The following is an 11955-nucleotide window of genomic DNA, read 5'->3' on the forward strand; positions in this document are numbered from 1 at the left end:
CGGGTCCAGAGCCGACAGGCCGCGACCAGATCAGAAGGCCGGGTCCAGAGCCGACACTCCCCGACCAAATCAGATCGATGGGGTAGCGTTCGACCACGTGACGACCGCCTACATCGACTCGCCCGCCTGGGGCTTGGGCCTGGCCACCGTGACGTCCTCCGGGCAGGTGCTGGACGCCTGGTTCCCGACCGGCCGGCTTGGCCTGGGTGCTTTTGTGGAAAGTTCGGATGTTTCCGACTCGTCCGACGGGCCGCTGCCCGGCATCCGGGTCGAGCCGGTCCGGGTGGAGGTCGCGTCGCTCGGCGACGCGCCGGTCAGCACGGCCGACGTCTACCTGCGGCTCCACCTGCTCTCGCACCGCCTCGTCCAGCCCCACCAGGCCAACCTCGACGGGCAGTTCGGCCTGCTGCCCAACGTCGCCTGGACCTCGGCCGGCCCGTGCCCGCCGGAGCGCGTCGACGAGCTGCGCCTCGCGGAGCGGGCGGCCGGCCGGCGCCTGAATGTGTACGGGATCGACAAGTTCCCGCGCATGGTCGACTACGTGACGCCGTCGGGCGTGCGGATCGCCGACGCCGACCGGGTGCGCCTGGGCGCCCACCTGGCGGCCGGCACGACGGTCATGCACGAGGGGTTCGTGAACTTCAACGCGGGCACGCTCGGCACCTCGATGGTCGAGGGCCGCATCTCGGCCGGCGTCGTCGTGGGCGACGGAACGGACGTCGGCGGCGGCTCGTCGATCATGGGCACGCTCTCGGGCGGCGGCAAGGAGACGATCCGGCTCGGCGAGCGCTGCCTGCTGGGCGCGAACGCGGGCATCGGCATCTCCCTGGGCGACGACTGCGTCGTCGAGGCGGGCTGCTACATCACGGCGGGGGCCAAGCTGACCCTCCCGGACGGCCGCGTGGTGAAGGCCCGCGAGCTGTCCGGCGTGAACAACCTGCTGTTCCTGCGCAACTCGGTGACGGGCCGGCTGGAGGTCCGCGAGCGCCAGGGCCGCGGCATCGAGCTGAACGCCGCGCTGCACGCCAACGACTGACGCCGCCGATCTTGGACTTGTGGTCGCGGACCACAAGTCCAAGATCGCGGTGGGCTACAGGCGGGCTACCGCCGCTGCCACGCGGTCGTCGGTCGCGGTCAGCGCGATCCGGACGTGGCGCTCGCCCGCGGGGCCGTAGAACGCGCCCGGAGCCGCCAGGATGCCGCGCTCGGCCAGCCAGTCGGCCGTCGCCCAGGAGTCCTCGTCGCGGGTGAGCCAGAGGTACAGGCCGGCCTCCGAGTGCTCGACCGTGAACCCGGCCCGCTCGAAGGCGGCGCGCAGGGTGACGCGGCGTTCGCGGTACCGCTGACGCTGCTGCTCGACGTGGTCCTCGTCCCCGAGGGCCGCGATCATGGCGGCCTGCACCGGGGCCGGCACGATCATGCCGGCGTGCTTGCGCACCTGCAGGAGCTCGTTGACGAGGGCAGGGTCACCGGCGACGAATCCGGCCCGATATCCGGCCAGATTTGACCGCTTTGACAGGGAGTGTACCGCGAGCACGTTGTCGAACACCCCGTCGCACACCGACAGGATCGACACCGGCTCCGCCTCCCACGGCAGCGGGAGGTAGCACTCGTCGCTCGCCACGACCGCGCCGCGCTCGCGCGCCCAGTCGACGACCTTGCGCAGGTGGGCGGGGGGCAGCACGCGACCCGTCGGGTTGCCGGGCGAGTTGATCCAGACCAGCCGCACCCGGGCCGGGCCGACCGACGTCAGCGAGTCGGCGCGGACGACCGTCGCGCCGGCGAGCTGGACGCCGACCTCGTACGTCGGGTAGCACACCTGCGGGATCACCACGGTGTCGCCGGGGCCGATGCCGAGCAGGGTCGGCAGCCAGGCGACCAGCTCCTTCGACCCGATCGTCGGCAGGACGCCGAACGCGTCGGACGCCGGGCCGCACCAGCGGGTGACCCACTCGCGGATCGCGCCGCGTAACTCGGGGGTGCCGGCGGTCAGCGGATATCCGGGCGCGTCGGAAGCCTGCGCCAGAGCCGCCCGGATGACGTCGGGCACCGAGTCGACCGGCGTGCCGATCGACAGGTCGACGAGGCCGTCGGGGTGGGCGGCGGCCTTCGCCTTGACCGGCTCCAGCCGGTCCCACGGGAAGTCGGGAAGCCCGGCCGCGAGCGCGCGCCGGGCTCCAGCCGAGACGGTGCCGGTCAGTGGTCGTGCTCCTGCGGCGGCAGGGCAGCGACGAACGACGCGTCCTTCTCCACCTTGCCGACCTTCGAAGCGCCACCCGGCGAGCCGAGCTCGTCGAAGAACGAGTAGTTGGCGCCGACGAAGTCCTTCCACTTCTCCGGGACGTCGTCCTCGTAGAAGATCGCCTCGACCGGGCACACCGGCTCGCAGGCACCGCAGTCCACACACTCGTCGGGGTGGATGTACAGCATGCGGTTGCCCTCGTAGATGCAGTCGACAGGGCACTCCTCGATGCAGGCCTTGTCGAGCAGGTCCACGCAAGGTTCGGCGATGATGTATGTCACGGGTCGCCCTCTTTCGCGCCTGAGGCTGCCAACGTGGTTGGCGGCCCCGCCGCATCCCTACCGCGGCGGTACGAGCCTAGTATCCAGGTTCACGGGAGGTCGATCGTGCTCGGGCCACAGCATGTGGGACAGCGCGTTGTGGTGCGCCGTTTCGTGGGAATCCGGGACGAACGACCGGTGTTTTCCGATGTCTTGGGCGAGCTGATCGAGGTCAGCGAGACACATTTCACAGTGCGTGCACGAACCGGCGCGGTCCGCATACCAAAGAGTGAGATCGCTCGTGCCAAAACGGTGCCCCCACGGCGCCGCTTCACACCCACCGAGGCTCTCGAGGACGCCGCCGCCTTCGGGTGGCCCGCCTCCGAGACGGACCGCCTGGGCGACTGGCTCCTGCGGGCCACCGACGGCTGGACGCAGCGCGGCAACTCGGCCCTGGTGATCGGCTCCCCCGACCTGCCTCCGGAGGAGGCTATCGACTTTGTCCATCAATGGTACCGCGCACGCGGCCTCCCACCGGCGATGAGCATCCCGGTGCCGCTGTTCCAGCGCCTGGACGACGAGCTTGCCCGGCGCGGCTGGACGGCGAAGCCGATCACGGTGGTGATGACGGCGCGCCTGGCCGACCTGCGCCTCCCTCCGGCGAGCCCCGTCACCCTGGCCGAGTCCCCGTCCGCCGAGTGGCTGGCGGCGGTGAGCGGCCGCAAGGGCTCGCTGCCCGGGTCCGCGCTCGGCGTCCTGACGGGCGTCCCCGAGGTGCGGTTCGCCGAGTGGCACGACGAGCAGGGTGTACTGCGCGCCACCGCCCGCGGCTGCGTGGCCGACCCGGCCGGCCGCTGGCTGGGCCTGTCCCTGATCGGCGTGGACGAGCAGTTCCGCCGCCGGGGCCTGGCCCAGCAGACGATCGCGGCCCTGGCGGACTGGGCGCTCACGCTGGGCGCGACCGACGCCTACCTCCAGGTCGAGCAGCAGAACGAGCCCGCGGTGGCCCTGTACACCCGGCTGGGCTTCACCCAGCACCACGCCTACTCGTCGCGCCGCCTGCTGGCTCCCTGATCGCGGCGGGTCAGCGCTTGACGATGCGGCGGGGCTTGGAGTCGGTGCGCTCGATGTACCGCTTCCACGACTGCGACTTGTGGTCCATGCCCATCGTCATCAGGGCGAGCAGCCCGAGCACGGCGCCGATCGCCGACAGCCCGACGAAGTAGAAGAACTGCCGGAAGACCAGCCCGACCCCGCTGCTGAACGGCGATACACCCGACACGAACGGCCCGACCAGCACCGCGAGCAGGCAGGCCACCACGACGGCGATGCCGAGGTCACCGACGACGCGGATCATCGGGTGCCGCCGGGCGTACCAGAACGCGACCGGGATCATCACCGCCCCGACCGCGAACAGTGCCCAGAGCCCGATCGTGATCTGCTTGTCGTCGTCGCTCCCGGCGCCGAGCCGCACCACGAGCCGCGCGATCACATTGACCAGGAAGAGGCCTCCCGCGATGAGGCCGACCGGCAGCCACCGTTCCTTCATCGCATGCCTCCGTCTAGTCCGCTCGCGCGCCGTCCCCCGGCCGCGCCCCCGACGATCGACCGGCCGTTCACCGGCCGACTCGCATCAGGCGCGCGCTGCGATTCGCGGGAACGTGTCTACCTGTCCACGCTCTGTGGCGCAAGGGTCCCAGGCTTCGAGTTGCCTGGACGCCGCCGCAGCGCGGACACGTAGATGCCCACGGCGAAGGCCAACGGCCCCGCGAACAGCGTCAACAACCCCACCCAGTTGCCTTCAGTGAGGAGCAGATCACCCTCCGACGTGCGACCGGCGGCCAGGATCCACACCACACACCAGGCCCCGGCGGGTAAGAGCGCCGCCAGCCGCCGCCCGGTGGTCGTGAACGCGAACCACCCGAGCAGCGGGTTGGTCACCAGCGCGAGCACCAGCGAGATCGGGATCCGCACGCCCGACCCGTTGAGCCGGAACGGCGCGAAGAACGCCTCGATCAACGCCAGCACCAGCGCCAGCAGCGTGACGACGACGAGCCCGCCGATCGTGATCGACAGGTCGAGGCGCCGCTCCAGCTCGGGCGACATCCGGCGCACCGGCTCCGCGACCGGCCCGTCGAACACGACCTCCACCGCACTGTCCTGCGCCACGCCTGCCTCACTCGCTCCCGCACCGCCGGCATCCGCGGCGTCCACGTTCGCGCCAACGTCGTCGACGGCCTCGGCTCCGGTGGCGTCCTTTTTACCCGCGATGTTCTTATTATCCGCGATGTCCCTGGCACCCGCGGCGCCCTCAACCCCGCCGTTGCGGCCCGGCTCGCCGACCACGGCCTCCGCTCCGGCGACGCCGTTGGCGCCCGCGGCCCCATCGACCCCGCCAACACGGCGGGGCTCGCTGACCTTGTTGGCGGCCTCAACTCCGGCGGCGCCGTTGGCGCCCGCGGCCTCGTCGACCATGCGGGCCGGCGCGGAGCGGCCGGCGCCGGCCCCGCGGGACGCGGGGCTCGGACGCGGCGAGCCTTTGCGCTTCGTGGTCACGGCGCCGCGCTCTCCACGGCCACGCCCTCCCGGTCGCCGCGCGCGTCGACGTCGAGGCCGGCGAACAGGTCTTCCTCCCAGCCGAACGGCCCCAGGCCGGGCCCCTTCTCGCCGCGGGCCAGCTGGTAGAACTCCACGCCCATGAACTCGGCGCCGAAGTTGCCGGCGATCGAGAACAGCCAGGAGGTCGGCGGGATCTGCGTCGCGTGCGCACGCAGGGCGGCCGTCTTCTCCTCGGCGAACTCGTGCGCGTCGACCCGGGCCGAGATGTCCTTGTCGTCGGTGCCGAACGGCAGGTCCTCAGGCCGCTCGACGTCCGCGAACGGGTTGTCGGAGGACCCGCGGAACTCCCGCATGCCGGCCTCGAGGACGCTGCGGGGCACCGCCGTCCAGTACACCTTCGCGGGCGCGATCCCCTCCTCCTCGGCCAGCTCGACGGCGCGCGTCAGCACCCGGTGGGCCTGGATGTGGTCGGGGTGCCCGTAGAAGCCGTTGGTGTCGTAGGTGACCGCCACCTGCGGGCGCACCTCGCGGATCACCTCGAGCAGCTCGGCGGCGGCCCGGTCGAGGTCGGCGCCCCAGAACGCCCGGGGGTGCTTGTTGGCCGAAGTGTCCATCATGCCCGAATCGCGATAGCGCCCGGCGCCGCCCAGGAACCGGTGGTCGGCCACCCCCAGGGCGCGACACGCCTCCGCCAGCTCCGCGATCCGGTAGCCGCCGAGCTGGTCACCCTCGGCGGCGGCGATCCCGGCCAGCGCCGGCACGTGGATCTCGCCCTCCTCACCGAGGGTGCAGGTGACCAGGGTGACGTGGGCGCCGTCGGCCGCATAGCGGGCCATGGTGGCGCCGGTCCCCATCGACTCGTCGTCGGGGTGCGCATGGACGAAAAGGATGCTCCGAGCACTCACGCGAGCCACTGTACGGCGTCCCACTGACACTTCTTCCCACCGCCACGGTCAGCGTGGCGGGACGAACACGCCCCGTTACCTTCCCGGCGATTGACATGACAATCCGGCGTGGGCGAGTCAACATTCCGGGGTGGACTATCCGGAGTTGGCCGCACGCACCCGACGTTTCTCCTATGGCGCGCCCCGGGCCGTCACGGTGAGCCCGGACGGTGCGCGGGTGGTGTTCCTGCGCTCCTCCGGCCCGGAGGACCCGAGCGACGCCCTGTGGGTGTACGACGTCGCCGCCCGCGCCGAGCGGAGGATCGCCGACGCGGCCGAGCTGCTGCAGTACAACAGGGATGAGATCGATCTGCCGGCTGCCGAGCGGGCACTGCGTGAGCGGCTGCGCCTGTCGGCCGGTGGCATCGGCTCGTTCGCCCTCGACGGCGCCGGTGTGGTGGCCGCCTTCGCGCTGGGTGGCCGGCTGTTCCGCGCCGATCTGCTCACCGGCGACGTGGTCGAGCTGCGGGCCGCCGGGCCGGTGGTCGACCCGCGGCCCGACCCGACCGGGCGGCAGATCGCCTACGTGACCGGCGGCGCCCTGCACGTCATCGACGCCGACGGCACCGACTCGCTGCTCGCGGGCGAAGAGGGCGTCACGTGGGGCATGGCCGAGTTCATCGGCGCCGAGGAGTTCCACCGCTTCCGGGGGTACTGGTGGTCCCCCGACGGCCGCAGCGTCCTCACCGCCCGCGTCGACGAGTCGCGGGTGCCCCGCTGGCACCTCCAGGACCCGTCGCAGCCCGACCAGGCCCCCACCACGGTGGCGTATCCGTACGCCGGCGCCGACAACGCCAAGGTCACCCTGCACGTGCTCGACCTCGACGGGGGCTGGGTCGACGTGCACTGGGACCGGGAGACCTACCCGTACCTCGTCGCGGCCTCGTGGTCGGAGCAGGGCGGCCCGCTGCTGGCCGTGCTGCGCCGCCTCCAGCAGCACGGGCTGGTGATCGCCGTCGACCCCCGCACCGGCGAGACGCAGGTCCACGCCGAACTCGCCGACCCGCGCTGGGTCGAGCCGGTGCCGGGCACTCCCGTGCACCTCGCCGACGGGCGCGTCCTGGTCGGCGGCGAGCTCGCCCACGACGGGTACGACGCCCGCTGCCTGTTCGCCGACGGGAGCCTGATCACTCCCCCGAACCTGTACGTGCGGCGGGTCGCCGGCCGGCTCGACGGTGACCTCATCGTCGAGGCGAGCGACGGCGAGCCCAGCGAGCAGCACATCTTCCGCATCCCGATCACCCATTCGAGTGCCCAGGCGCAGCGCCTCACCTCGGAGCCGGGGTGGCACGTCGCGCAGGCCGCCGGCCGCACGATCGTCGTCGGTTCGCAGACGCTGGAACACGGCGGCTCGCAGTACGACATCCACCACAACGGCGAGGTGATCGGTGAGATCGCGTCGCTCGCCGCCGCCCCGCCGTATGCCCCGAGGCCCGTGCTCGAACGGGTGACGGACCGCCACCTGCCGACCGGCGTGCTGTATCCGCGCGGGCACGTGTCCGGGCGGCGGCTGCCCGTGCTCGTGTCGATCTACGGTGGCCCCGGCCACCAGGAGGTCATCGCCGCCCGGGCCCGCTGGCAGGAGAGACAGTGGTGGGCCGACGCCGGGTTCGCCGTCGTCTCCATCGACAACCGTGGCACTCCCGGCGTGGCGCCGAGCTTCGACAAGGCCATCCACCGGCGGTTCTCCGACGTCATCCTCACCGACCAGGTCGACGCCCTGCAGGCCCTCGCCGAGAAGCACCCCGACCTCGACCTGGACCGCGTCGCGATCCGCGGCTGGTCGTTCGGCGGGTGGCTGTCGGGCCTGGGTGTGCTGCGCCGCCCCGACGTCTACCGCTGCGCCGTGGTCGGCGCGCCCGTCACCGACTGGAGCCTTTACGACACGGCTTACACCGAGCGGTACCTCGGGCTGCCGGCGGAGGCACCGGAGGTGTACGCACACAACTCGCTGGTCGAGCTGGCCGCCGAGCCGCCGGTGCGCCCCGACGACGCCCGCCCGATGCTGCTCGTCCACGGCCTCGTCGACGACAACGTGGTGGCCGCGCACACGCTGCGGCTGTCGGCGGCCCTGCTCGGTGCCGGCCGCCCGCACTCGATGATCCCGCTCACCGGTGCCACGCACATGGCGGCCGGCGGCCTGGCCGAGAAATTACTGCGCATCGAGCTCGACTTCATTCGCCGCTCAGTCGGATGACGACGTCACCCCCGAGCCGTCCCGACTCGGGGGTCCTCGTCACCGCGCCGGCGTGCAGCAGCGCCGTGACCACCTTCTGGGCGTCGGCGGCCCGATAGACGGTGTCCGTGAGCGCGAAGCGCTTCAACTCGGTCACCGTCATCGGCCCGCCGCGCAGCACGTCGAGCAGTTCCCGCCGCAGCGCGCCCGGATTCGGTTCGAGCGCGATGTCCATGAGGTGCCCTTCGGGGTCCTCGGGGTCGCGGTACCGCACGCCCGCATACTCGTCGAGCGCCCACATCTCGTTCTTGAACGCCTCCAACGCCTTCGCCGACCGCGTCCCGAACGCGACGAGCGCCTCGGCCTCCCGGTCGACCAGCTCGACCCCGGCCGTCAGCTCGAACCCGTGCGCGCGCAGATCCCGCCGCTGCTCGGCCCACGCCCCCGCGCGGGCGGTGACGAGCACGTCGGCCGCCTTGGCCTTGAAGTCCTTGGAAACGCTGTCGTCGACCATCGCGAAGAGCGGCCCGCTCCCCGCGCCGACCGCCTTGAGCACGGCCGCCACGGCGGTCCCGCGCACCACATGCACCCCGAACTCAACGGGCGTCTGCATTTCCCTCTGTACCGCACGAAGCCGCGCTTCGAGCCCGTCGACGCCCGGCCCGACAAACACCACCGACAGCTGCCGCCCGCGCAGCCGGTCCGCGAATTCGCCGAGCGCCCGCACCGCGGCCTCGGCTGTTTCCGGCTCGACGGAACCCCCCGAGGCCATCAGGAATGCGGCGCCGTGCGGCGAATGCAACCCACCGGGCGCCCAGGTGTCAAGGCACCGCACCAGCAATTCCCGCGAGACCGCACCAATGGACATACCGTTCTTTGTACTGCGCCGCCGGGCCTGCGCTCCACACCCCCTCTCAGTTACGGTTGATAGTCGTCGATACGGAGGCCACGATGGCGGACGGTTTCGAGCTCAACCCGGCGGGCGTACGCGACTTCGGCACCCAACTCCGCACGGCGGTGGACCGCGACGTGGTCCCGGCGGCGGACCGCATCCGCGGCTACTTGACGTGGTACCCGTCGTTCGGCGCGAGAAGCGGAAGCCCCGCGGTCCAGGCCGCGGCGCTGCGCTACAACACGGAACTGAACGCCGCACTGACCTTCCTGGACACCCTGATCCACAACGCCCAGGTGATGGCCCGGGCCGCCGAGGACGTCGTCAGGGCGTACGAAACGGGCGACCGGCTGTCAGCAGCGAAGATGCAGGCAATCCTCGGCGGCGCCGCCACGGCCGCGACCGAGGCGGAGGAGGCCCGTCTGAAAGCGGAACAGGCGGCGAGGAGTGCGGACGAGGCCTTGATGCGCAAGCAGCACGGAACGACCCAATGACCGGCCCCTACGACCGCTGGCGCCTACCCGGGCTCTACGCGATGGTCGCTGACGAAAGCGACGCCGCCACGGTCGCGCACCTTCAGGCCTGGGAGCAGCAACACAACCTGCTGGTGACGCAGAAGCAACGCCTTGAGTCAATGATCGCCGAGCTTGAGAACCATTGGAGCCCGGCTCGAAGCGAGGCGTCCCTCGCCTTCGTCGACCGGCTCAAGCAGATGGTCAGTACGATCGATCTCGCGAGCGTCTCGGCCGCCCGCGTCTGGGGCGGTCTTGGTCATGTCACCAACGCGCTCAGCGACGCGAAGCGTGACCTGGAACAGCTTCGCGCCGAGTACGACGACGACGCCGCGGCGGCAAAGGCGTTCAACAGGCGTGCGTTTCCTCAGCTTCCCGAGGCCCTGGTCCCCAGCCAATCCGTGATCCCCGGTCTCGACACGCTCATGACCCATGAACATCAGACGCGCCTCGACGAACAAGCTCGCGCGATCATGACCTCAACCGACCAACGTGTGGCCGAAGCCACTCAGATGATAGGAACGCTGCCTGAGTTGGGTCGAATCGACGAAGGATTGCGGCTCAATCCAGGCGAAGTGACCGATACCGCGGGTGAAAGCCGAGGGGCGCACAGCTACGTGCCTGCCCCAACGTTCTACCCACCGCCATGGGCCCCAACCGGGCAACCAATCGTGACGGACAGCCCCATTCTCGCCACCGAAACACCCACAACCATGCCGGTTGCTCATCTTGAGCCCTCACAACTGCCGGTCAACGGTGGGCTAGGCGGCATGCCACCCTTCCAAGCTTCGTCGAAGTCATCCCGACTTCCCCTCGAGACCCAAGCACAGCGCACAGGTATCATCGGTGCGCCTTCCGGGCAGTTCACGATGCCAGGCACATCGACAAAACCGGCTGGCACTCCGAACGCACTCCCCTATCCCGGCGTTATCGGTGGCGGCACGGCGCATTCAGGCGGAGCACAAGTACGTCATAGGAGTGTGCGTGACGGTGCCGCGAGCTCCCGACCGCCTCGGCTTCGCGATGAACCGTCGAGGCGTGCCGGCCAAAGCGCAGACGGCGGCTGGTTCGACCAGTCGTTCGCACAGTACGCACAGCGTCGACAAGGCAGGCGGCAAAACGATCCTGGCACCACGTGGGATACAGAGGAGGGTGTAGCACCGATCCTTGAGGCCCCGCGTCTGCCGTCAACTCACGATCCCGGACCAGGCGTGATCGGCATTGACCGGTGAATTTCCAGATTCGTGCCATTTCCATTGCGACGATCTTGATCGCCAATTTGCTTAGCGCATCACCTGCACATGCTGACGATATTCGTGACCAACAGTGGCACCTGCGCCTGCTCCACGTCGCTGAAGCACAACAAATCAGCCGAGGCGAAGGTGTCCTCGTAGCCGTTACGGATACCGGCGTCGACCCTCGGACCACAGAGTTGGCAACCGCGGTCTTACCGGGCACTACGACAGCCGGGACGGATGGCGGCGACGGACGAATCGACAGTGACGGCCACGGCACCGCAATGGCGGCCCTGATCGCGGCCCGAGGCAAGGGCGGCAACAACGGCGCCCTCGGCATTGCTCCCAAGGCGTCGATCCTTCCTGTTCGCGTCACACTCGGCGGCGACATGGGGAATCCTCCCGACCTAGCAAAGGGCATCGACTGGGCGGTCGCGCACGGCGCAAAGACCGTGTCCGTGTCGTTCAGCGCGAGCGAAGACCCGACCCTCAAGGACGCGATCGAGAGGGCACTAGCAGCTGACGTCGTCGTGGTAGCGGGCGTCGGGAACGCGCCCAAGGACAAGCGGGTGGCATACCCAGCGAGGCACCCAGGCGTGTTGGCCGTTGGCGGCGTGGACCGGGATGGCAACCATGCGGCGATCTCCACCACGGGCCCTGAGGTCATGGTGTCTGCTCCGGCCGTCGACATCCTCTCGATCGGACCGTCCCAGACGTACAGGACCGCGTCGGGGACCAGTGACGCCACCGCCATCGTGGCGGGGGCCGTTGCGCTTGTCAGGGCCAGGTTTCCGCAGTTGAGCGGGCCTGAAGTGGTTCGGCGGATCGTTCTTACCGCTCAGGACCGAGGGGCGCCCGGGCGGGACAACGAGTATGGCTACGGGGTGATTGACATCGTCAAAGCGCTCACCGCCGAGATCCCCAGCGCTTCACCCAGTGCGTCACCCTCTGGGTCCGCGGCACCTGATGACGAGCGCGGCAGCAGCAGCGTGGCAATGGTGGTCGGGGTTGGGTTGGCGGCGCTTGTTGTCGTGCTCATTGCGGTTGTGCAAGGGGTCGTGCGGAGTCGGCGGCGGCGGTATCGGTGACGGAGTAGCGTGCGCGTATGGCTGGTGTGCTCAGCGTGGAGCAGGTT

The 11955-nt window shown here is 70.4% G+C and carries 12 protein-coding genes; 6 read left to right on the forward strand and 6 right to left on the reverse strand.

The genetic code is table 11. The annotated features are described in order from the left end of the window. The first annotated feature begins 97 nt into the window (after positions 1 to 97). Positions 98 to 1036, forward strand: a complete 939-nt coding sequence (gene dapD / locus ABZS66_RS33555; RefSeq protein ID WP_354764778.1) for a 2,3,4,5-tetrahydropyridine-2,6-dicarboxylate N-succinyltransferase — start codon at positions 98 to 100, stop codon at positions 1034 to 1036. Positions 1037 to 1090: 54 nt separating this feature from the next. On the opposite strand, the gene dapC is transcribed toward dapD, so the two are convergent. Beyond that, positions 1091 to 2200 carry a succinyldiaminopimelate transaminase gene (gene dapC / locus ABZS66_RS33560; protein ID WP_354764804.1) on the reverse strand — a complete coding sequence of 370 codons (1110 nt, stop codon included), beginning with the start codon at positions 2198 to 2200 and terminating at the stop codon, positions 1091 to 1093. Continuing rightward, positions 2197 to 2523, reverse strand: a complete 327-nt coding sequence (gene fdxA, locus ABZS66_RS33565; RefSeq protein WP_354764780.1) for a ferredoxin — start codon at positions 2521 to 2523, stop codon at positions 2197 to 2199. The genes dapC and fdxA overlap by 4 nt, the downstream gene beginning before the upstream one ends. Before the next feature lie 105 nt (positions 2524 to 2628). Here fdxA and ABZS66_RS33570 point away from each other — a divergent pair, with 105 nt between their 5' ends. Continuing rightward, positions 2629 to 3576, forward strand: a complete 948-nt coding sequence (locus ABZS66_RS33570) for a GNAT family N-acetyltransferase (protein ID WP_354764782.1) — start codon at positions 2629 to 2631, stop codon at positions 3574 to 3576. 10 nt (positions 3577 to 3586) lie between these two features. On the opposite strand, the gene ABZS66_RS33575 is transcribed toward ABZS66_RS33570, so the two are convergent. The 3 genes from ABZS66_RS33575 to mshB form a co-directional block, all read right to left on the reverse strand. Further along, a complete protein-coding gene (locus ABZS66_RS33575) occupies positions 3587 to 4051 on the reverse strand; it encodes a hypothetical protein (protein ID WP_354764784.1) in 465 nt (154 codons plus the stop codon). A gap of 116 nt (positions 4052 to 4167) precedes the next feature. Next, positions 4168 to 4977, reverse strand: a complete 810-nt coding sequence (locus ABZS66_RS33580) for a hypothetical protein (protein ID WP_354764786.1) — start codon at positions 4975 to 4977, stop codon at positions 4168 to 4170. 77 nt (positions 4978 to 5054) lie between these two features. Continuing rightward, on the reverse strand, positions 5055 to 5966 hold the full coding sequence (gene mshB / locus ABZS66_RS33585; protein WP_354764788.1) for an N-acetyl-1-D-myo-inositol-2-amino-2-deoxy-alpha-D-glucopyranoside deacetylase: 912 nt from the start codon (positions 5964 to 5966) through the stop codon (positions 5055 to 5057). A 130-nt stretch (positions 5967 to 6096) separates the two neighbouring features. On the opposite strand from mshB, the gene ABZS66_RS33590 reads away from it, so the two are divergent. Next, positions 6097 to 8202 carry a prolyl oligopeptidase family serine peptidase gene (locus tag ABZS66_RS33590; RefSeq protein WP_354764790.1) on the forward strand — a complete coding sequence of 702 codons (2106 nt, stop codon included), beginning with the start codon at positions 6097 to 6099 and terminating at the stop codon, positions 8200 to 8202. Here the strand turns inward: ABZS66_RS33590 and ABZS66_RS33595 are convergent. Further along, positions 8180 to 9049 (reverse strand): hypothetical protein, encoded by an 870-nt coding sequence (locus ABZS66_RS33595; RefSeq protein ID WP_354764792.1) that lies wholly within the window; start codon positions 9047 to 9049, stop codon positions 8180 to 8182. The two genes, ABZS66_RS33590 and ABZS66_RS33595, sit on opposite strands and share 23 nt — an antisense overlap. A gap of 83 nt (positions 9050 to 9132) precedes the next feature. Between ABZS66_RS33595 and ABZS66_RS33600 the strand changes: the two genes are divergently transcribed. Genes ABZS66_RS33600 through ABZS66_RS33610 form a run of 3 tightly spaced genes read left to right on the forward strand, consistent with a single transcriptional unit; the run spans position 9133 to position 11908 of the window. Beyond that, complete coding sequence (locus ABZS66_RS33600) at positions 9133 to 9567, forward strand: hypothetical protein (protein WP_354764794.1); 435 nt, start codon at positions 9133 to 9135, stop codon at positions 9565 to 9567. Further along, positions 9564 to 10817 (forward strand): hypothetical protein, encoded by a 1254-nt coding sequence (locus tag ABZS66_RS33605; protein WP_354764796.1) that lies wholly within the window; start codon positions 9564 to 9566, stop codon positions 10815 to 10817. The genes ABZS66_RS33600 and ABZS66_RS33605 overlap by 4 nt, the downstream gene beginning before the upstream one ends. Beyond that, positions 10814 to 11908: a S8 family serine peptidase gene (locus ABZS66_RS33610; protein ID WP_354764798.1), complete on the forward strand. Its 1095-nt coding sequence runs from the start codon at positions 10814 to 10816 to the stop codon at positions 11906 to 11908. Before ABZS66_RS33605 ends, ABZS66_RS33610 begins: the two co-directional genes overlap by 4 nt. Positions 11909 to 11955: the final 47 nt, after the last annotated feature.

Origin of the sequence: Dactylosporangium sp. NPDC005572 (assembly GCF_040605515.1) — a bacterium.
Lineage (GTDB): Bacteria > Actinomycetota > Actinomycetes > Mycobacteriales > Micromonosporaceae > Dactylosporangium.

What these genes read in the sequence shown, in the direction of transcription:
- ABZS66_RS33580 (WP_354764786.1), bottom strand. Translation starts at nt 4,977, where the DNA reads ATGGTCGACGAGGCCGCGGGCGCCAACGGCGCCGCCGGAGTTGAGGCC.
- ABZS66_RS33600 (WP_354764794.1), top strand. Translation starts at nt 9,133, where the DNA reads ATGGCGGACGGTTTCGAGCTCAACCCGGCGGGCGTACGCGACTTCGGC.
- ABZS66_RS33595 (WP_354764792.1), bottom strand. Translation starts at nt 9,049, where the DNA reads ATGTCCATTGGTGCGGTCTCGCGGGAATTGCTGGTGCGGTGCCTTGAC.
- ABZS66_RS33575 (WP_354764784.1), bottom strand. Translation starts at nt 4,051, where the DNA reads ATGAAGGAACGGTGGCTGCCGGTCGGCCTCATCGCGGGAGGCCTCTTC.
- ABZS66_RS33605 (WP_354764796.1), top strand. Translation starts at nt 9,564, where the DNA reads ATGACCGGCCCCTACGACCGCTGGCGCCTACCCGGGCTCTACGCGATG.